Raw genomic sequence first — 21,739 nt, 5'->3', positions numbered from 1 at the left:
ATCTCACCCTTCCGGTTTCTCTTCCTTGTATGTATGTCCTATAAAATCACTTGTCAGGGCGACGCCTCTTGACTTAAGCTCCCGTAGTACCACGGCATTCCGAAGATACGGGCACGTCCTGCATATCCCGGGATATTCCCCGTTCTCCCTGCCCTCCCTGAACCTCCGCATTTCGTCCCCGTTCCATATTTCCGGGAACGGCCTTGAAAGGAACGATCCGAAATAATAAGGCGGTTCCGTCCTCATGCAACACGGGGCGATACATCCGTCCTTGGTGATATATACCATTTTCCTGGACCAGACACATTCCTCTATCCTGAAATCCGGGTTCCCCACTATCTTCATGTAGACGCCCAGGTCCGCGGCCCGCCTGGACGCCCTTTTTACGGCTTCGGCAAGATCGTCCATATCCGCCCTGGAAAGCTCTATCTTCGCCACATCGCCGGCTCCCAGCGTTATCCAGTCCTGGACCAGGTTGAACCTGATATCCTCGACCCCGATCTCCCTGGCCAGTTCGACCATAAGGTGCAGGTCCTTATACGTATCCAGGTTGAAACAACTGTTTATCGTTACCTTTAGCCTGCCGTCAAATGAGGCGCCTACCATCTTCCTGACGTTGCGCTTGACCAGGTCGAGATCCCCTCCCCGCCGGATACTTCCAAAGATCTCTTTATCCGCGTGATCTATGGATACCACGACATGGTCGATATACTTCAGCGCGGCCAACTCCATATGCTCGATGGAAGCGTTGGTAATGCTTATGATATTAGCTTCCGGATAAAGCTCCCTGACGGTCCTATGCAGTTCCACGACGTTCCTGGCCAGGAAAGGTTCTCCCATCCCATGGAACTTTATCTCCCGGAGATCAGGCAGGATGGCCCTGAGCTCGCGAAGGAAATCCGTGTCTATACTTCCAGGCTTGAACTCCGGGTAATTCCGCAAGAGATAGGAACGGCTGCATGTAACACAATCCAGGTTACATACGTTCGTAGGTTCTATTGACGCGAATATTATCTTTTCACCCATATGCCCTCAAATAAGTTCGTTAAGACGCTCCGAGACCTCCTGCACCTGTTCTTCGGAAAGGTACGGATACATAGGAAGGCTCAAACACTTGTCGGAATAATACTCGGCGTTACGAAGAGGAGCGCTCTGCTCGAACTCCACGCCCATGCCGCGTAAATGCTCATGAAGAGACCTACGGTAATGTACCGCGGTCTCCACGCCTTTTCGCAGCATCTCTTCGGCTATGCGGTCCCGGTCACCGGGTACCAGCACGACATAAAGGTGATACGCGTGTCCCGGGACATCCGCCGGTATAGGCCGTAAGATATCCTTATCCAGGTATCTGTCATACAGCGCCGCTATCTCTCTCCTTCTTTCATTGTAGCGCTCTATATCCTTTAGTTTTTCCAGAAGGACCACGGCCTGGATCTCGTCAAGCCTTGAATTCTGGCCAGGGATAAGAAATTCCTCTCTGCCGGACCTGCCGAAGTTCCGGAGAAGACGAAGCTTATCCTTATCTACAGCATTCCCGACCACGATAGCCCCTCCGTCCCCCATACACGAAAGGTTCTTTGTGGGAAAGAACGAGAACGCGGTATAGTTCCCCGACGACCCCACTGGCCGGCCCCCGTAACGTGCCCCGGCAGCCTGGGCCGCGTCCTCTACAACACTTATGCCTTTACCGGAAAGACGGCTGCCTATAGCCTCCATGTCGACCGGTCTACCCGCCCAATGCACGGGAATAACGGCGGCTACTCCCTCCAGGGCCTCGGAGGTCAACGCGTCCGGCGCTATGTTATAGGTGTTCGGGTCTATGTCCGCGAACCTTATGCGTGCCCCGACAAGAAGGGGCGCGAAAGCCGTGGCGATAAAGCTCACCGCGGGCACAAGCACGATGTTCCCGGGACCTATCCCGGCGCTTTTAAGTGACAACACAAGGGCATCAGTGCCGGAATTCACGGACACGCAGAACCTGCCGCCGCAATACTCGGCGAATTTTTTTTCGAATTCCTCGACATACTTCCCGGAAATATACTCTCCGCTGTCCAGGACCTCCGACATCCCGGCCAATATCGACGTTTTGCGCTCGACGTTCGGTCTCGCTATTTCCGTATTGTTCAAAAAACGTATCATTTTTCCGCTTTCCTTATCGTTCTCGCGGGGCTTCCGTACACCAGCATGCCGTCAGGCACATCCTTCCGGACAAGGCTTCCCGCGCCTATTATGCATTTCCTTCCTATCCTGACCTCCGGGAACACCACGGCACCCAGGCCGACAAAGGTCCCGGCGCCGATCTCCACGCCTCCTCCTGTCACCACACCCGGAGCTATGTTAACATGGTCTCCCAGCACATTATCATGGTCAATAGAAGCGTTCGTACTCACTATAACGAACTCGCCTATTTTTGTTCCAGTCATTACGACCGAACCGGGATGGGATATGAACGTGTCCGGGACCTTCACGTCCCATGACACAAACCCACCGATTACCGGCATAAAGTCACCGCCTTTACCCCGCAGGCGCTCAACAAGCTCCTTCTTCTTCTCCAGACGCGTGTACAGGTCATTACCAATGGCCAGCACTTTGCCGTCACCCCGGCCCATCTCTGCGTCTTCCGACCGTATGACCTCCACCCCGAGCACCTCTCCCGCCAGGTTATCATCCATAAAGAGGATCTTCTCCTTACAGGCACCTTCTCTAAGGATGGAAAGCACTATGCGTCCCTGACGGCCCGCCCCATATATGTATAACATCGGCGTCTCCTCATTTTTTCTTCAGTAAAAGCACATACCCGTTCTTCCGTAGCGGCGCGCTCCATTCTCCGTTACGTATATCGATAACATTGGCCACGCGTCCCAGCCTGGACTCATCCATTATCACGCAATCGACCCCGTTCCTTATCGATTGCGCGAACGCCGCGGCCATGAGCGGGGCCGGGGCGTCGGAAGTTATGAACTCCTGGGCCAGATACCTGCGGTACCCTTCGGCAAGATCTCCGGAGTTCAGGAACACCAGCCTCGTCCCACCCATCCAATGGGTCTCATACCTCGAGTCCGTATTAAGAAGCCCCTGGACACTGACGATATCCCAGGGCGCCAGTATGTACCTGCCTCTCACCAGGTCTCCCGCCTCCTCTGAGAACGCGGCTTCCCGCTTAGTTAACTGGTACTCCCAGGGTGCCTTGAACCCGCTTATCGCGCTTTTATCGAAAGAGAACACGAATATCAACGTTATAAGAAGTATAGCGACCGACCGGAACGAAAGATAATCCCTGTCCTTTATCCAGCATTTGTAAACAGCCGCCGCCAGAAGCCCGGAACACAAAGGGAGCGGGAATAAATAGAATACCCGCCATAGCACTCCGGGATCCACTACGCTTATCCATGCCCTCATCGAGACCGGGTTAGCAAATATAAGCACAAGCGCCGCGGAAAGACCCGCTATCGAACGCGCTTGGCGTTTTTTCAGGACAATGAACGGCAGTATGAAAAGGACCGTTACATCCCTTAAAAGTTCCAATTTCCCGTTCACGACCTCACTAAGCACCTCCCACCAACCCACCGCGCCTTTCTGCGTAAAGGTGGACTCTAACGGCATCGGCAGCATGTGCAATACGAATGCCGCGGATATAACTGCTGGATATGCGGCCGCGAGAAGCGGAAATACGGCTTTTTTGAGCCGTTTCCCGTTTACTCCTCCGTTCAGGAGATATGACACGGACAGTCCCGCGTAGTATATGGGGATAAGGATAAGGCCCGATCCCGTGAGCCCGACGGAAGATATCCCTATCATGAAAAGCATGTAAAAATACCTACCGGAAGGCCTCGCGAAGAACCGGAGTCCCGCCCACAAAGCCACAGGCACCAGAAAGGCCATTAACACGGTCTTCCCCTGCCATATCCTGACCAGGGCATGGCTCCCGAAAGAATTGTGCAATGCCCCGTCGACGACCAGAAAACATAGAACACCCACCGTACTTGCCAGGGCCATGGCACGTCCCAGGCGAAGGGTCCTGTATATGGAAAAATATACCAGCGGTATCAAGAGACCCAGTAAAAAAGGCGCGTAGTTATAATACATGGCAAGCAGGTCAGCACCGGAAAAATAGGACAGCATCCCCAGGAAATACTCGTATGACGTCATTACGTGCAAATATGATATCGGCGGCAACCCCACAGGGAGATGTATGGTATCAGTGATCATTATCGCGGACGCCGGGTTTTGTATCTGCATTATGACTCGTCTTATGTATATAAGATCGTCCGCGTCCGGACGCAGGGATACCAGTACAAATATCCCTGTCAGCACCGATAGGCATAAGAACGCGTAGAAGATCTTCTTGTTGGGCCCTTCTTCGTTTCTCGAGCAAGCGTACGCGCGGGAGAATTCGCCCTTCAGGACGCCTCTTCTTGTAAATCCTAACAGATTGACAACCAGAAAGACCACGAACGGAAGTAATATCCCGTAGACAGGCGTCCCCCGGAAGAGCGCGAGATGATACGCCAGCGTCCAGCTCGAGAACACCATCAACAATATTTCAATTGAATACATATTTATCATAACCGATACGTTGCGTATATATGATAGAGGTAAAGTATTTATATATAATATATACTCTGGCGGGATAATATACAAAATATTTTGATTTTTTTTGACAAAAGCCCTTAAGTAAATTAAACTTTAGGTTATATGGACCAACTTATACTTATATCAGTAGTGATCCCCTGCCTTAACGAGGAAAAAGGCATAGGTGTTTGTGTGGATAAGGCCAGGGCCGCCCTTGACGTCCTGGGGAAACCCTATGAGATAGTGGTATGCGACAACGGCTCAACCGACACTTCCAGGGAGATAGCAACGGCCAGGGGAGCCATAGTAGTACAGGAGACCCGAAAAGGTTATGGCCAGGCATACCTGACCGGCATCAAGAACTCCCATGGTAGGTTCATTGTAATGGCTGATGGCGACGACACTTACGACCTTTCCAGGATATCCGACCTCATTACCCCTCTTGAGAACGGGTATGACCTGGTGATGGGATCCCGTTTCCGCGGCAAAATACTGCCGGGGGCCATGTCCTGGTCCCATAGGTACATAGGCAACCCGATACTCTCAGCATTATTAAGGCTGTTCTTCCACACCGATATATCTGACTCCCATTGTGGATACCGGGCCATGACCCGTGAAGCGTTCGAGAAGATGCGCCTGAAGACACCTGGGATGGAATTCGCGTCCGAAATGGTGGTGAACGCCATTAAAGAGGACCTGAAAATATGCGAGATACCTATAGTATATTCACCACGCATCGGCGAATCCAAGCTTGAATCCCTGCGTGACGCGTGGCGCCATGTGCGTTTCATGCTTCTTTACGCGCCAACATATCTCTACCTTCTTCCCGGGGCGATCATGATGTTCTCGGGGCTGGTGCTGGTAACGGCCCTTTCTTTCGGTCCGGTGACCGTCTTCGGCCGGACGCTGTATTTTCATTTCAACATACTCGGTACGGTACTTTCCCTCCTGGGGTTCCAGGTGATAACTCTGGGCATCTTCTCTCGATGTTTCTCGTTCCTGAACGGTTTTGACAGGTTCGACAAGAAAATAGAAGGGTTCATCAGGAACTTCCGGCTGGAAAAAGGCATTATACTCGGGCTAAGCCTGTTCATCACGGGCCTGGCCATCTTCCTGTTCATCTTATTGGAATGGATACATGTGGACTTCGGTGGCATAGACGAGATCCGCAGGGGATTACTGGCCACCACATTGACCGTACTTGGCATACAAACGGTCTTCTCTTCTTTTTTCCTGAGCTTCCTGATACAGGAAAAGAACTGAACTCAGCGTCCTGCCAGCCTCAAAAAAAGTATGCGGATAACTGACAGGATATCGACCTCACGGAACAAACTCAGCGTTTTAGCTATCGACGGTCTCAATAGAAAGAATTTCAGGTATCCTCTGAGCTGATACTTTTTCAAGGTCATTTGATCAATGTCCTTAAGCTCCAACACCACATCCGTCTGTTTATTGTATAGCTTCCAGTCGCGGCTGAGAAGCCGGTATCCCCCTTCGCCCGCAAGCGCCATCTCCCATATCCGTGTTCCCGGATACGGCACCATCAGGCCGAATGACACCATGAGCGTATCCAGTTCTGACGCGAAATCTATTGTCTCCTTCAGGGTATCCCTATCCTCATCCGGATGGCCCAGGATGAAATAGGCCCAGGTCTTAAGACCGGCTTTCTTGGCCGCGGCCACGGCTTTCTTGGCCTTTTCCTTGGTTATGTTCTTAGCTGAGCTTTTGAGCACGTTCTCGTTACCGCTCTCTATCCCGAAAGAGACCCATTCACAACCGGCATCTTTCATCCTGCGGAAAAGCCTTTCATCTAGGACATCGACCCTCGTGGTAACGCTCCACTTTATTTTCCTGTTCAGCCCACTGGCAATGATACCGTCGAGAAGCCTGCCGGTATATTCTTTATTTACCCCGAATGTCTCATCATAGAACTTGAAAAAAGAAGGATCATATCTCTCATACGTCTCTTCCATCTCGCGAACAACATGCTCGGGGGTCCTGAACCTGACCTTTCCTCCAAGCACCCTCATACAAAAATTGCATCTGGCGGGACATCCCCTGGATGCCAGGATGGGATATATCTTCGACGCGGGGAAAAGGTCCCACGCCGGCCCCGGCAGAGAGTCAAGGTCACGCATAAACTCTCGCCTGCCCGTATTGGTCACACCATCCCCGTCCCTATAAACGATACCGGGTATCGCCCCCAGAGCCCCTCCTCCGCGCACGGAAGATACTATGTCGTAAAGCGTCTCCTCACCCTCCCCTACACAGGCGATATCGAACTCCTTGAATTCGGCAAGGGTCTCTTCCGGCAGGGCCGTCGCGTGAGGGCCCCCTATGACCATGACCGGCGAATGTTCCCCGCGTATCCTCGCCGCCATCTCGGCACAATCACATATTTCCGGTGTCATGGCCGTCATGCCAATGATATCCGCCACGCCGGGCCTCAGGCGGTCCAGGACGTCTTCCACCGTCAACCTTTCGTATTTGGCGTCGATGACATCGCAGTCCACACCCTTACCCCTGAGGTATGCCGCCAGGTACGCCAGCCCTATCCTGGGGTTCTCGGCATATTCATAGTGTTTTTCCCGCACATGGGTCGCCGGCGGGTTTATCAATACGACTCTTTCAGACAATTGTCCCATCCTCTCTTTTTCCTTTCGTTCTGATTATAATCCCTTGGTCGAAATAAATCAATTTTGTATGTGATTATGTACCGAAAAGTTCTGGCGGATCGTCATCTACAGGAGTATAATACGTTTGAACCGTAAGATCCGTGGACATACGGAACCGACTTGCTGAAATATCATGGATAACGTCTCAATAATCATATTATCTCTTAACGGTGGGAACGGGATCATCACAGTGGTCGAAAAGGCGCTTGCCAGCAAGGGCCTTCCTATACCCGAGGTGATCGTAATAGACTCCGGTTCTACCGATGGCACAAAGGAAAGGTTGTCACGGTATCCCGTAAAACTGATAGAGATATCGCCTGACTCCTTCAGTCATGGAGGGACCCGCAACCTGGGCGCGTCCGTGGCAAATAATGAAATACTGGTATATCTGACCCAGGACGCCATACCTGCCGACGATATGTGCCTCGCCCGGTTGATCGCACCACTAAAGGATCCAGATATAGCGGGAACTTTTGCCCGGCAGCTGCCGAGGGCGGTTGCTACTCCCATCGAAAAATTCTTTTCGTCATACCTTTATCCGGACACTCCGAGCATAAAGAGCGATATAGATCCCGGTTCCTGTTCCCTGTCGGATATCTTTTTTTCCGATGTGTGCTCGGCCATAAAAAGATCCGTGTGGCGGGCTTTTCCCTTCAACGAGAATATCGTAATGAGCGAAGACCAGGAATGGGCCAAACGCGTGCTTATATCCGGGAAAAAGCTCGTGTATGTACCCGAAGCGCTTGTTCATCACAGCCATCATTACGGCCTCACTTCATTGATAAAAAGGAATTTCGACAGCGGCCTATCCCTGATAGGCGTTGTGAACCCGTCCCTGTCACGGGCCATCCATTACGAACTGGGCTATTTGAGGTCGGGTATATCATTTTTGTGGAAAAGAAAACATTATTCCTCCCTACTCCTGTTCCCCCTGTATGAAGCGTGCAGAGTAGCCGCGTTCTCCCTGGGATTTCACGGGGGATCATTGCCATTATGGGTAAAAAGATCCATGAGCCAGAACAAGGCTTATTGGAAGGCTAAAAATATATAAAATCGTTCTTCAATATAACGCTCACGTCCACAAAGACCGTCTTAGTAACGGCGAACACGACTACCCCCACCAGCACCAGCAGACATATACGTGGCCAGGTACCCTCCCGGGAGAACGCCATTTCCGCCGATCTTTTGATGAAAAAGACCGCCATTACCAGAAGTGCCGGCGTAATAATGGCCAGATACCTTGTTTCGTGGAATACATTGGCAACGAGTGAAAAGAAGATCACGGCAACGGCGGAAAACCCCGCCAGGAAAGACATTTCCTCGTTCCACTCTTCCATGAGGACGAGCGACAGGCATGAAAAGATGTACAGCGGCGACACCGACATCACATGGCTCAGGTAATAATGCCAGGGGCCACCGGAGAACACATGCATGGAAGCGCTTGTGACGGGCACATAGCCCAGGGACAGTCCCCTCAGCATATTGCCGGTCGATACGACCGCGATAAGCGCGAAAAGCGCCCATCCGGCAACGCGAGCGGCTTTCCCGCCCGTAATACCGGACATCCTACCCATGACAGTACCGCATACCCGACCGAATATATCGGGAAAAAATGACTTAATAAAAAGTAGCGCCACAAGAGTAGCGGCCACGAACGCCGCGGCCGACGAATAGAACATGAGCTTCAGGGGGTCCTCAGAGGAAAGCGCCGACGTCATCACTCTTATGGCGTCAGCGCCGTATATGTCCATGTTCCACAATATCCACGGCGAAAAAACAGCCGCCGTTATAACAGGATAGAGGAAAGTCCGGCGTTTCAGCCCCTTGTCCTTTTCCAGTATAAGGAACATAAGCACCGCGACCAAAGCTATAACAGCCACATATTTACATAAAAGCGCCATACCCAGCGCCGCGGCGGAAAAAGACAATACCGTGATATCCCTTTGTTCCCGGAATAGCGGGTAGATCGATAAATATATAAAGAAGGTCATCGTCGACTCTATGAACACTTTTTCCGAGCAGGAAATAGACACGGGGTCTATAGCCACGAAGAACGCGGCCAGAAGCGCCCACCAGGGACCGAACATTTCCCGGCCTATCAGGAACACCATAAGGACCAGTAACGTTCCGAAAAGAACGGATACATAAGCGCCGCTCTTCACCCCATCACCAAACACCATTTTGAACAAAGCCACGAAATAAGAGAACAGGGGCGGATGTTTGAAAAGCGGAGCGGACATGTATCCCTCTACTCTTGCGACGACCTCGTCAGTCTTGCCCTCACGGGCGGTCTCCCACAATTCTTTGGTGCTGTAGTTCAGCGGATCATATCTGAGCTGTGTTCCCAGCTGATCGTATACCACGGCATCAAAACTGTATTTTTCCTGGTTGTTCGCCCCGTCCAGACGAACAAAGAGCGAAAAGACCAGTATACATGCCAATATGACCTTGATATATATCCCCTGCCTGCTCATTGTTCCCCTTATTTGAACATGGATAAAGCCGCCCTGGCCTTGTTCAGGAAGTCCCTGATACTCGTTACTTTAACGATCCATTTGAGAAGATAGTAAGACCTGCAATAGCACAATATCCCGTCCGCTGTAATAAGGTCACCTTTGTCGTCTTTTTTGTGCGCTTTACCATCAAGACCTGTTTTGCCGACCTGTTCCCATGGTTATTTTATATTAGTATACATGAAAATACGCGGCAGGATAAGTTTTTTATCGATCACGGGCTTGGGCCGCTATAACGCGCTAATAATGATCATTATCATAAATATATTTAATCACCTGTTTAAAGTTGAAAATGGTGTTTTTTTAGTATAACATATTTACATCAGAAGGGAGAAATATGGACCTGCGTTTATCCGGAAAAAAAGTCCTGGTAACATACATAGTTCTGGTCTCCGTGATCACTGCCGCCGTTTCCCTGTTCCTGCTGAACAGGGCCGCGGAGAAAGAGGCCTTTATCCCGGAATATCAGAAGCCTTACCTGGATTTCCTGAAAAAAGTGTTCGACATAATGGACGAGAGCTATTATAAACCCGTGTCGAGAGAGGTTTATGAGGAGTTTCGCAAGGAATACATTACAGGCACCCTGTCCAATATAAAGGATAGGACAAGAAAAATTGACCGCTTTGCCCAGCTCGGGGCGGGCCTCCTGGTCACGAAATTGCGGGATCCGGAAGATACCTTTACCAATTTCATCCCTCCCGAAATGGCCGAAAAGTATAAACAGGAGATCTACAGCTATGACTATGGCCTCGGCGTATCCGGACGTAAGGTCGATGCCGCGTTCATGGTCGACAATGTCAATCCTAGATCCGACGCTTACGCTAAGGGCCTGAGGCAGGGCAACATAATCCTGGGATTCAATGACATCACGATACAAAGCATGACAGACCAGCAAATAGACATTTTCCTGCACCCGCCTATTGATACGATCGTCAAGATACAGGTGGCTAACGTGGCTGACCAGAAGATCATCACATATGACATAAAAAGCGTACAATACTATACCGAGACCATCTCCCGGATAGAAACAGGCATACCCGGGGTATATTATTTTAAGATCAACACGTTCAACCGTGAGACCGCGGATGACTTCCGGAAATATCTCGAGAAACTGGGCGTGGGAAACATCAAGTATATGGTGCTGGACCTTGCCGGCAATCCCGGAGGACCGCCTTTAGCGGTAAGAGAGCTCAGTGGAATGCTGCTCCCACCCGGACAAAAGCTCTTTTACTACAAGAAAAAGAACGTGCCGGAGTTCGGCCTGGTCTCCCCCGAGTCTGACATCTATTACACCGGACCCCTTCTGGTCGTGGAAGACAGCCATAGCGGCAGTGCTTCCGAACTTCTCGCGGCCGTGCTTAAAGGCTACAAACGCGCGGTGATCATCGGCAAAGAACCGACCGCCGGTTTCGCCTTCCTGAAAAGCGCGGTCGATTTTGACGACGGGTCCATGCTGGCAATGATCACCGGTGACGCCTACCTTTTCGACGGAACATTGCTTGACCGGTCCGGCGTCGTACCGGACATAGTGATCCCGCAGGATGTGGATAACGTGGAAAAGTACGTGATCGAACAGATCGGCCTGAAAATATTGTCGGAGCTCGCCGCCCAACAGGGCGCGACTGAATAATGTGGCCTCAATGACAACTTTTCATCCTAAAAAAACACTGTATTCCATAGCCATAGTCGTCTTGATATCGCTTGCCGGCGTCTTTTTCCGCATGTATCCCGCTTTGGTCAACCCGATCTCCAAAGCCAGGGACACCGCGCGCGCCATTGTCATGATGAACCTGCACAAGATGGTATCTACCGCCACAAGCCAACAGATGCCCGGTAAGACCCAAGAGGAGTTGGACGCGACCATCAACCAGCGCCTTAGATCCATAATGAACAAGGAAAGGCACAACGTAAACACCTCTATAGACCAGGCCGCGGAACAATTCAGGAATGTCTACAAATACTTCCTTCTCGGGTCAGATTCTTTTTATTACTACAGGCTCACGAAGAACATCGCGGATACCGGGAGATTATCGGACCAGATAAAGAACGGTAAGTTCTTCGACCCGCTTATGCTGGCCCCTGAAGGACACTGGCGGAACATCGAGCTTCACCCTTATAGCGGGTATTTCTTCTTCAGGGCCATAAAACCGTTCAACAAGAACATGTCGCTCTATTCCGCCGTGATGTATATTCCCCTTATACTTTTTTTATTCTCCGTCGTGATATTCCTGCTGGTCTGCCGTACGATGACCCTGGGACCGCTGCCTACATTGATATCCGGTATAGGGTTCTCCCTGGCCCCTATGTACCTCCAAAGAAGCGCGCTGGGGTGGTATGACTCTGACCCCTATAACGTTGTGTTCCCGCTGGCCGTCATATTATCGCTGCTTCTGGTACTACGTAAAAAGACCTATCTTAGCGTTCTATGTTTGTCGGCCGTAAGCGCGTTCTATGCCCTTTTCTGGCAAGGCTGGGTATTCCTGCCCACCATCGCCACGTTATCCCTTTTGGCCACAGCATGTTATCGTATTTTGACAGGCAAGGACAAAGCGGGCACCCTGATGGTCCTGAGAAATACAGGTCTATTTCTATTACTGACTTTCGCGCTGGCCTGCCTGTTCTCTACCCCAAGAGGCGTTATCTCATCCATATCGGAAATATCCGATATCTTCTCTAAATTCATATTCATGGCAAAAAATCCCTGGCCGGACGCGTTCCTTACGGTGGGGGAGCTCAAGACCCCGTCGCTTTTAAAGATGATACATCTTTTAGGAGGGATCGTGTTCCTGATACCGTTCGCGATAGGAGCTGTATCCCTGATCTTACGCCGGATATCCCTGATATCGGAAGAAGAACAGGTCGCTCTTCTTTGCGTTATCATCCTGTGCCTGTTCATGGCGCACAGCGCCGAACGATTCGTCCTGTTCCTACTCCCCCCGTATTTTATCTGTGTCGGGCTTGGAGTACATGTGCTGTACGAAAAACTGCGATCGGCCGGAGCCGCTTATTTCGGGCCATCATGGCGCGGACCTGTAAGTCATCTGCCGGCTATAATTTTAATAGTCGTTTTTTTCACTTCATCCGGGGTATATTCCTGTGCGGTAAGTTCAAGATTATTCCCCATGTATAACGTGGTATGGGACGAGGCCATGAGTGACCTGCGTGAAAAAACACCGCCTGAAAGCATTGTGGACACCTGGTGGCCTCCGGGACACTTTATAAGGGCGATGGCCGAAAGACGGGTATGCTTTGACGGGGCCACCCTGGAAAGTCCAAGAGGCTACTGGATGGCTTCCTGCTTCCTGGCAAACGAGGAAAAAGAGGCTTTGGGGATATTACGCATGCTCAATTCGAGCGGGGATAACGCTGTGGGCCTCATCACCGGGAGCGGACTGCCCCTGTACGAGGCTATATCCCTCATCAAGTCTCTGGTGGTCCTGGATAAGGACGCGGCACGCGCCAGCGCGCGTGAACGGCTGCCTTACGACAAAGCCGAGCAGCTAATTTCCATGCTCTTCTCCTCCCCTCCTCCTTCTTATTGTTTCCTTTATAACGACCTCATTGACAACGCTCTGGGGCTCTATTTCGTAAAGAACTGGGATTTCAAGAAAAGGATGGAAGCGCAGGATCGGCCGGACATACGCGGCATAAAACAGTCTTCCTCACTCGTACGCGGATCCCGCGAGAATATCGGCATGATGTGGTCTTTCGCGGGCGGCCGCCCTTATATCGGCGAGGAGACCTTCCCTGTGGGCACGAAAGACGGTTTTATCATCTACCCTAACGGCGTCATATTCCACCCGGGGATAATGGAAGCCCGCATAAACAACCTCGAAGGCAAGATATCCGGTATCCCTGAAAGCATTCTGTACCTGGATAACGGCGAATTCAGGGAGAAAAAACTCGGCAACGACACATTGCGCATTTCGGTATTGTTCAAAAAATATACTGACGGCCGGTACAGCTGTATAGTGGCCCCGGGCAATGTGCTCCGCTCGATACTTTACCGGCTTTACTATTTCGATGGGGCCGGACTGGAACATTTCTCCCTCTTCACCAGGAAAGAAGACGCCAGGTTGAGTACGAAGATATTGGTCTACAAAGTTGATATTTAAAAGTAATGGCCGTCACATACCGGCCTATTTGCGCTTGAAGGTCTGCTTGATGGTAAGCTCTCCCGTACCCGTAACGGTAGTAGCCGGTTCACCCGAGGCCGTTACTGCTGGTCCCTGAGGGGGCGTCGACCCGTCAGGGGCATGTTGCGGAGCGACAGTATAATCCTGCATCGCGCCTGTTACGTCAAGGGTATTCCCCTCTTCTTTTTCCCGCATGGACGCTTCCAGCCGTGACGCGAGATACTCGCTTTTTATATTCCTGAGTCTCGTGACATATTCCAGGGCCTTAGCCTTGTCCCCCATTACCACGAAGTTGAACCCCGTTATATAAAGAAGTCTTTCGTCCTTGGGTTCTTTTTTACCGGCCGCGATAAAGCACTCGGACGCTTTATACGGATCATGTTTTTCCAGGAAATACATAAGACCAAGGTTATAATTGAGCTGGTAATCCCCAGGGTCCATCTCCAGCCCTTTCTCCATATACTCTATCGCCGTATCCAGGTCCCCCATCTGGTTATATAACGACGCGATCTGGGTATATACCATCGGCTGTTCCTTGACTATATTCAATGACCTCTCGAGATATGATATAGCCCGTTGCTGTTCTCCCTCCCGGCTGGCGTAGATAAAACCTAATATATTGTACGCGGGATACACGTTGGAATTGATCGACAGTATTTCCTGGCACAATCTTTCCGCCTCGTCCATGTCTTCTGTTTCGACAGCTATCTGGGTCTTCTTCAGCAGGGCGGCGATATCCTCGGCCTGCGGGGTGGGGCACATCGCGACAAGCAGCAAACCAGCCGCTATCAATGCTTTAACGGTCTTTACCATATCACTCCAGGGCTATTTTCTCAGTTATGAACACCGTCTTGTCATTAGACTGGACAACAGGAGCATCCGGGACAAGCGCGTCCGCCGCCAGGGACATCTCGGCCCGCGAAACGATCAGCTTGATCACGGTCACGGTACACTTCACCTCATAATCGTCCCTGTTCTTGACGGACATGTCAAAGGAGGCCATCCTGAGGGGTTTCGGGGAGTTATCTATCCCATAGAAGAAATCCAACATGTCCCTCATTTTCCCGGAACATTCTATTATCAGGCTGAATTCCTTATACCCCTCTTTTTCTGATACAGTGACAGTGTTGATGTTGGATATCGCGATGCCCGATGTTTTAGCGACACCCTCTACCTCGCTCAGGAAAGACGCGATCAGCTCCTCCTGGGCCTGTCCACTAGGTATATAAAAATCTTTCCTGGCCACGTCCTCGGCCAGTATCCTGTCCTTATATTGCAGTAATTTTATGTTCTTGCTGGTAAGGGCTACCTGATTGTTTATTTTCTCTGTCAACCTGTCCGACTCCGCCGAGAACGGGCCTATTATTATCCTGTCGAACAGCGCCACAAAAACGATGAACGCGGTCACATACATGACTTTTTTTTCTTTTTCGGAAAGCCCCGAAAAGAACGCTTTCAGGACCTCAAGCAGTTTGTCCATATGGCTGTCCGTTCTGTTCTATGGTAAGCGTAAGGCCAAAATCCGCCACTTCCTGCTCTTTTTGGCGGCGGCTTTTCGTGAAATCCACTTTTACATTGCTGAAATGTTTATTGTTCTCCAGTTCGGTGACCAGCGAGAACACCTGGGACATACTTTCCGCGGTACCCGTAAAAATGACCGTACCGTCCTCCCTGAAACCTATACTGTTAAGGAATATCTCTTTGGGCAGGGAGTTTATCAGTTCGCATAACCCGTTAAGAACCTCTCCTTTTTTCTCTATGAACCTCTTCACTATGCTTGTCTTGTCGGACACCAGCTTAAGTTTGCCTACCTCCATGTTCTCCTTGTTATAGTTCCGTTCAAGATTGCCCAGATAGAGCGTCTTGAAGAATATGTTCACTATGAACACGGAACAGAAAAGCAGCATGAGCACCATAGCCATGATAGCTATGAACGTCATCTCGCGGGATTTCTTCTTTATTTCCTGCCTTACCCTCACCTCTTCCGGCACAAGATTGATATACTCTTTCCCCAAGGATTCCGACGGCGCTATGACCGACAAAAGCGACAATCCGGGCGTATCCAACGCCGTATCCTTGATACTTTCGGGTATCGAGAATATATCCGCGTATCCCATAGACGTGAAAGTGGCCTCGGTGAACAATCTTTGCGCCTGTGTGATCGCGGCCCCGAACGCCGCCAGCGCTCCCGTGACATATATGACGTCAGGCATGGTGCCTACATTGTTAGCCTGATAGGACTCTATGGATTTCTTGACCTCTTCCGAGAACTGGTTGTTTATGTCCGCTCCCTTGGCCATAAGATCGACCGTACCCAGCGCGAACGACCTGATGTACATGGCCCGCCCGTCCTGGATCACCGTGAAATCGGTCGAGGTAGCGTCTATGTTCAAAAGGCCTATCATCTTTGATGGTTTGTCCTTAAGATGCGCCGAAAAGAACCCTGACGAGACTTCCGAGCTTAAAAGAGCGGTTTCCGCCTTAAACCCAGCCTTCCTGATGATATCGTATCTTGAGGAGACAACGTCCTTCTTTATTATTACCAGCAGTATTTTCGTATATCTTTGGTGTAATATACCGATATTGGAGTAGCTTATGATGATCTCATTCTTCGGATACGGAGTATGGGCGCCGGCCTGCAGGTCGATGATCTGTTTTATCTCCTTCGGGTCCACCGACGGTATCTCGATATTCTTATATATACCATATTTAGACGGAATGACGTTAATGACCTCCGGGTTCTTTGCCTTCATTTCCATCGCGAATTTACGTATCGCCGCGGCGGTATCTTCCCCGGACATACCCTGCTCGTACTCTCCTGCGGTACCCGCGATGGACATCTTCCCTTTTACATTCCTGAAATAGACCGCCTTGAAATAAGCTTCGCCTATTTCAACACATAAAAGATCCCGTCCTTTTTGAAAAGCGTCATACGCCATTTATCCATACCTCAGGAGGCCAGACTTACATAGCCCCAGTATTTTATGTTCCCATTCCGGTCAAAAACACTTATTACTTTACCGGAAGTACCCGCGCCCGCCACATGCCCCGTACATACGGCCATAAAGTTATCGGACCTGACGGAAAGTTTCCCCGTGGCCACGAACCGCGTGATCTCATCCTTCTCGGCGTCCGTCAGGGCGAAATGCCCCTCCAGATCGCCGGATACCTTGTTCACGCTGGTGAACACGTTATCGTCATATGTTCCTTCCGTCCCGTCTTGTCCTGCACGGAAAAGCTTCACCTTATCGGCCATATCGCTACTAAGACCAATAGCCACAAGCACTTCCGCAGTAGCCGTATTTATGTTGATCCTGCCGGTCGAGTGAACGGTCACATAGTCCCTTATCCTGACGAACACTTTCGGGTCCATGCCGTTAACGAACATCAGCTGCCCCAGTTCATGGAAGTTCTCGTTAGCCGGGGCATACGCGAGAGCCGCCCTGACATAAGCAGCCCGTTCGCTCGCGCTGTCCACAGTATTATACAGGATATCATCCACATCCCGCCAGTCTATAATTGAAGCGGCCAATTCCGTAGCTCGCACCTGGTCCATGTCGGTAAGTTCAAGCAGGAGCCTCACGATCTCTTCTCTGTCGGCATAATTCAGGTTCAACTTTCGCTCCTCATCCACCATCCCAAAGTAAGTTAGGACCTGTCCGGAGCTATCGTCTTTCTTATCATAGGCGAACCCGTAGCTCCCCTCCCCCAATTTCACCTCTCCGAATATCGAAGGATCGTTCGCCCATTGGTCATTGAGCGCATCGGTGGATGGCGATGTATCCAGTTTTCCCGCCGCGATCGTCCGGATCGCGTAAAGCATTCCGCTGGAGGCCAGATCATAAGAGATCGATATATCCTCGATCCTGCCGGAGAACCTGATACCGGTCCCCGCCGATCCCCCGAGCATCACCGCGATGAACGTCAGGAACACTACCGTCCACAACGATAATATCAAAATACTTCCTTTATCCCGCGACTTCCGTGTCATCTGGTCCTTCATATGAAATTGACCGGCACCTCTATCACCCTTGAAAAGTTGAGATCATCGCCTGCTCCGGAGTTGATCTCCAATTCTACCCTTATAGCCGCGACCCTGGCCGGTGGAACATCGCTGAACATCCCCGCGTCGCGCAATATACCGTCTTTTTCAGCATATGTTATCCTCATGGCCTTGACCCCGGCAAGCACCTCGAGACCCGTTACCGGGTCTTCCCGACCCAACGAATAGACCCTCCTCAATATGTTCTTTTTCGACCGGTCATATATGTATTCCACCCTGCGAACCGGTTCTCCGGGAGTTATACTGTCTGGATCGGTATAGACCATATAGTCCGCGTTATGTATGGACAGGGACACCCCTCCGGGGATCGCCAGCATCCCCTCTTTCCCCATCGGAGCGTAATTCCTTATGTCATTCGAGAACTTCTGGAAAAATATCGGCACATCGTCCACAAAGCGGTTCCGGTCCATCCACTCGTACACGGCTATACCGCTCGAAAGGATACGGAATATGCCCACACCCAGGAAGATCAGCATGGAACTTACCACTAAAAGCTCTATCAGCGTAAAACCTTTTTTATTTTTGCTCAACATATACCGCGCGTTCCAATCCTTTTCTGCTCCTGCCTTCGACCCAGGAAGCCGCTATTTGCAGTTTGTAAAGATTATCGGGACGGGGCAGTTTTTCCACACTACCCGTTATAAGCACAGGGATATTGCCGCCAAGTGCCCTCTTAACGGTATAGCTGGTCCTGGCATCCCCTTTGTAGACGTTCTTCTTGATGGTCCACATCTCTTCCTCGATCATGGATCCGGCTTCTATCCTGTTAGCGACATGGGATATCGCCGTTGTAGTGTTAAAAAATACAGGAAAGATATAGGAAGCGGCCGAAATAAGTATCACCATGGCCACAAGAACCTCTATCATCGTAAAACCTCCCTGCGCGGAGAGAGGTCCTACTAAAGTCTTTTTTTTTATATTAATCCCAGTTAGTGATGTTCGTCTCATCATCGACACCGTTCTTGCCTAAAGAATACAGGTCATAGTCCGTTCCGTGTGAACCCGGATATCTATACATATATTCACGCCCCCATGGGTCCATCAGGTTCTTGCCTTCAACATACGGCCCGCTCCAATTCCTGGGCATAGGCGGGGTCCTGGGCTTTTCCAGAAGAGACTTAAGTCCCTGTTCCGTCGCCGGAAAACTCCCGTTATCCAGCTCATATAGTTTAAGCGCCGTAGGGATGTTCGCGGTTATATCCGCCCGCGCTATAGCCTCTTTGGCTTTTTCCGAACGCCCCGTCAGCCTGGGCACGACCATGGACGCGAGCGCGCTGATTATTACCACCACAAGAAGTATCTCAATAAGCGTGAACCCCTTTGTGGACCCTAGCGACCTTGATATCCTGTGCTTAAGCATTTTTTCTCCTGTTATTATAGTTGTATCACGTTCAACTGGAATATCGGCAGCAATACCGCGCTTACTATGAAACCGACGATAAGCCCTATGAAAAGCACCATCAAAGGCTCCAGAAGGTTCACCATTATATCCACGGCATCGGTACAATCCGACTCAAAAGAAGCGGCGATGTCAGAGAGGGATTCAACAAGGTTCCCGGACTCTTCCCCTATGTTCACCAGGCTTACCGCGAAGATCGGAAATACACCGCTTTTCGCGAACGTACTGCTCAAAGCCTCACCCACCTCAAGGCCTTTGACATGTTCGGTCAGTTTTTCCCTGATAGCTTCTTCATTAAGTATCGGCAGGGATACTTCTATCGCGTTTATTATGGGTATCCCGTTCTGGAGGGAGACCTCAAGAGCTCGTGTGAACCGGGCGAGTTCAGACCTGTACACAAGCGGACCCAGCACAGGTATCCGCAGCTTTATATTGGAAATATACCTGCGGAAGACCTTGTTCTTGATGGACCTGGAATAAATGAGCAGGAACATCAGGACGATCAGGACCATCCAGCCCCAGTTACCTTTGAGAAAAGAACTCAGGAAAATAAGAGCTCTCGTAGGAAGCGGGAGTTCCGTGTTAAGATTAAGTAGTATGGGTATGATCCGCGGCATAACGTGCGTAAAAATAAAGACTATCGACAATATGCCCACGGTCAGTATCAGGAGGGGATATATCATCGCCGACCTTACCCTGGACCGTATGAGCCCCTGCCGCTGATAGTATTCCGATATCCTTATCAGCGCCTTATCCAGAGAACCCGAATCCTCCCCTGACCGTACCATGGCCGAATAGAACCGGGAAAATATCTTTGGGAACGCCTCCAGGCTTTCGGATAAAGTATCGCCGTTCTTTATCCTGGCACCTATATCCTGGATCACCTGGCTGAAATACCTGTCGGCCGATTGCGCCGAAAGTATGTTCAGGGAACGCAACATGGGCACACCCGACTTCACAAGAGTTACCAGTTGTCGGGTGAAAGACAAAAGCTCTTTCTGGCTTACACCGAACATGCTCCTGAGCGCAACGTGACGCGGACGATCATCACTTTCCATATATTCCTCGACCATAACGGCCATATAGCCTTTTTCCGCAAGCTTTTTGACCACGTCATCAGGATTAAAGGCCGTCATAACACCTTCTATCAGGTCTTCAGGGCCTTTCTTGGCCTTATATCTGAAATTTTTCATGCGTACTCCATAGATCTTATTCGTCCTGTTTGCCGTATTCGGCCCTTACATGATCATCGATGATCTTCCTGTCCGACCCGGACATATCCAGATAGCATACAGCTAAATGGAATACCTGGGGGGACTTTTTTTCCACCCTTACCACCTTGGACAGGCATACCACCGGGTTCGCCAGGTCCGGGATGGATATCTTGAGTTCCAGTATGGATCCTGGAGGAAAAGAAAATAGCGATTCAAACACCAATCCGCCGGCACTTATATCAGATGTGACCGAATCCTGCTCCTGGTAATAATCTTCTACGGCGTCTTTACCGTCCTGGGGCCCCGTCCCGGTATCAGCGAAAATGTTGCCGCCGAACACCTTCTTTGTAGGGTCCATGTCCGGCCTCGCGGCGCTTTCCGTCCGCGTACCGCCTATCCTGCCGATATCTCCAACAGCCTTTTCGACCAGCCTGTAACGTATTTTGGTCCTTACGGGAGCGCGGGCATGTAGCCTCCGGCTCCTTGGGTCGTTCGACGGAAAGAGCGGCTGCTGCGCTGGCGGAGGGGTCATTATGGTCGTCCCTCCGGAAGGCCTGGGTGGCGCCATGGTCTGCGCGCGCGAAGGTCCGGGCGTCACGTACTGGTACTCTGACTCTTCCAGGTCCTGGCAGACATTGAGGACTTCCTGGGGCGTGGTCACTCCGGCCAGGACCTTATCCCATCCATTTTGCATCAATGAAGCCATCCCTCTCCTCATCGCCGTTCTTTTGACGTCCCCAGCCGGGGCCTTGGCTATTATAAGCCTCTTTATCTCCTGGTCCACCCTTAGTATCTCGTATATGGCCGTACGACCATAAAAGCCTGTTCCATTGCAATCATCACAGCCCTTACCCTTGTATATTTTCAGGTCGTTCATATCCCCGCCCCCACGGCTCTCGGAAATACGCCTCTTGATCTCCGGGACCACGGAGGTATCCTCTATCTTGCATTTTGGGCAAATAGTACGTATAAGCCTCTGCGCTATGAACGCTTCCACGCTGGACGCCACAAGATAAGGTTCTATCCCGATATCCACGAGACGGGTAACGCCGGTGGCGGAATCGTTCGTATGCAGCGTAGAGAGCACCAGATGACCGGTAAGGGATACTCTTATGGCGATCTCGGCGGTCTCCCTGTCCCTGACCTCGCCGACCATCATGACATCGG

19 protein-coding genes are annotated in these 21,739 nt (G+C 50.9%); 4 read left to right on the top strand and 15 right to left on the bottom strand.

Annotated features, from left to right (window positions below; genetic code table 11):
- Nucleotides 1-3 precede the first annotated feature (3 nt).
- The 4 genes from PHH49_07400 to PHH49_07385 are packed head-to-tail and all read right to left on the bottom strand — an operon-like array spanning nt 4 to nt 4,566.
- Nucleotides 4-1,026, bottom strand: a complete 1,023-nt coding sequence (locus PHH49_07400) for a radical SAM protein (protein MDD5488760.1) — start codon at nt 1,024-1,026, stop codon at nt 4-6.
- 6 nt (nt 1,027-1,032) lie between these two features.
- The gene (locus PHH49_07395; protein MDD5488759.1) at nt 1,033-2,139 is read right to left on the bottom strand and encodes a DegT/DnrJ/EryC1/StrS family aminotransferase; all 1,107 of its coding nucleotides are present in this window, start codon (nt 2,137-2,139) and stop codon (nt 1,033-1,035) included.
- Nucleotides 2,136-2,759 carry a hypothetical protein gene (locus tag PHH49_07390; GenBank protein MDD5488758.1) on the bottom strand — a complete coding sequence of 208 codons (624 nt, stop codon included), beginning with the start codon at nt 2,757-2,759 and terminating at the stop codon, nt 2,136-2,138. The genes PHH49_07395 and PHH49_07390 overlap by 4 nt, the downstream gene beginning before the upstream one ends.
- Nucleotides 2,760-2,769: 10 nt before the next feature.
- Complete coding sequence (locus PHH49_07385; protein MDD5488757.1) at nt 2,770-4,566, bottom strand: DUF6077 domain-containing protein; 1,797 nt, start codon at nt 4,564-4,566, stop codon at nt 2,770-2,772.
- 129 nt (nt 4,567-4,695) lie between these two features.
- On the opposite strand from PHH49_07385, the gene PHH49_07380 reads away from it, so the two are divergent.
- Nucleotides 4,696-5,835 (top strand): glycosyltransferase family 2 protein, encoded by a 1,140-nt coding sequence (locus PHH49_07380; protein MDD5488756.1) that lies wholly within the window; start codon nt 4,696-4,698, stop codon nt 5,833-5,835.
- A 2-nt stretch (nt 5,836-5,837) separates the two neighbouring features.
- Here PHH49_07380 and PHH49_07375 read toward each other — a convergent pair whose 3' ends face one another.
- Nucleotides 5,838-7,217, bottom strand: a complete 1,380-nt coding sequence (locus PHH49_07375; GenBank protein MDD5488755.1) for a radical SAM protein — start codon at nt 7,215-7,217, stop codon at nt 5,838-5,840.
- A 163-nt stretch (nt 7,218-7,380) separates the two neighbouring features.
- Between PHH49_07375 and PHH49_07370 the strand changes: the two genes are divergently transcribed.
- A complete protein-coding gene (locus PHH49_07370) occupies nt 7,381-8,298 on the top strand; it encodes a glycosyltransferase (protein MDD5488754.1) in 918 nt (305 codons plus the stop codon).
- Here the strand turns inward: PHH49_07370 and PHH49_07365 are convergent.
- Nucleotides 8,285-9,721 (bottom strand): glycosyltransferase family 39 protein, encoded by a 1,437-nt coding sequence (locus PHH49_07365; protein ID MDD5488753.1) that lies wholly within the window; start codon nt 9,719-9,721, stop codon nt 8,285-8,287. The genes PHH49_07370 and PHH49_07365 overlap by 14 nt on opposite strands.
- A gap of 376 nt (nt 9,722-10,097) precedes the next feature.
- Between PHH49_07365 and PHH49_07360 the strand changes: the two genes are divergently transcribed.
- Entirely contained in the window at nt 10,098-11,390 is a 1,293-nt protein-coding gene (locus tag PHH49_07360; GenBank protein ID MDD5488752.1) for a S41 family peptidase, read from the top strand.
- 10 nt (nt 11,391-11,400) lie between these two features.
- A complete protein-coding gene (locus PHH49_07355; protein MDD5488751.1) occupies nt 11,401-13,875 on the top strand; it encodes an STT3 domain-containing protein in 2,475 nt (824 codons plus the stop codon).
- Between the two features lie 24 nt (nt 13,876-13,899).
- Here the strand turns inward: PHH49_07355 and PHH49_07350 are convergent, their stop codons facing one another.
- The 9 genes from PHH49_07350 to PHH49_07310 form a co-directional block, all read right to left on the bottom strand.
- Nucleotides 13,900-14,709 (bottom strand): tetratricopeptide repeat protein, encoded by an 810-nt coding sequence (locus PHH49_07350; protein MDD5488750.1) that lies wholly within the window; start codon nt 14,707-14,709, stop codon nt 13,900-13,902.
- Nucleotide 14,710: 1 nt separating this feature from the next.
- Complete coding sequence (gene pilO, locus PHH49_07345; GenBank protein MDD5488749.1) at nt 14,711-15,376, bottom strand: type 4a pilus biogenesis protein PilO; 666 nt, start codon at nt 15,374-15,376, stop codon at nt 14,711-14,713.
- Nucleotides 15,360-16,835, bottom strand: a complete 1,476-nt coding sequence (gene pilM, locus PHH49_07340) for a pilus assembly protein PilM (protein ID MDD5488748.1) — start codon at nt 16,833-16,835, stop codon at nt 15,360-15,362. The genes pilO and pilM overlap by 17 nt, the downstream gene beginning before the upstream one ends.
- An 11-nt stretch (nt 16,836-16,846) precedes the next feature.
- Nucleotides 16,847-17,899, bottom strand: a complete 1,053-nt coding sequence (locus PHH49_07335; GenBank protein ID MDD5488747.1) for a type II secretion system protein GspK — start codon at nt 17,897-17,899, stop codon at nt 16,847-16,849.
- Nucleotides 17,896-18,492, bottom strand: coding sequence for a type II secretion system protein (locus tag PHH49_07330; protein ID MDD5488746.1), 597 nt, complete (start codon nt 18,490-18,492; stop codon nt 17,896-17,898). The genes PHH49_07335 and PHH49_07330 overlap by 4 nt, the downstream gene beginning before the upstream one ends.
- Nucleotides 18,476-18,907, bottom strand: a complete 432-nt coding sequence (locus tag PHH49_07325; GenBank protein MDD5488745.1) for a type II secretion system protein — start codon at nt 18,905-18,907, stop codon at nt 18,476-18,478. Before PHH49_07325 ends, PHH49_07330 begins: the two co-directional genes overlap by 17 nt.
- On the bottom strand, nt 18,879-19,319 hold the full coding sequence (gene gspG, locus PHH49_07320; GenBank protein MDD5488744.1) for a type II secretion system major pseudopilin GspG: 441 nt from the start codon (nt 19,317-19,319) through the stop codon (nt 18,879-18,881). Before gspG ends, PHH49_07325 begins: the two co-directional genes overlap by 29 nt.
- 14 nt (nt 19,320-19,333) lie before the next feature.
- Complete coding sequence (locus tag PHH49_07315) at nt 19,334-20,551, bottom strand: type II secretion system F family protein (protein ID MDD5488743.1); 1,218 nt, start codon at nt 20,549-20,551, stop codon at nt 19,334-19,336.
- A 16-nt stretch (nt 20,552-20,567) separates the two neighbouring features.
- On the bottom strand, nt 20,568-21,739 hold a 1,172-nt coding region (locus PHH49_07310), incomplete at its 5' end, for an ATPase, T2SS/T4P/T4SS family (protein ID MDD5488742.1).

The organism is Candidatus Omnitrophota bacterium (assembly GCA_028715965.1).
GTDB lineage: Bacteria > Omnitrophota > Gorgyraeia > Tantalellales > Tantalellaceae > JAQUQS01.
The sequence above is the reverse complement of the archived record's forward strand: the minus strand, read 5'-3'. Positions and strand labels throughout refer to the sequence as shown.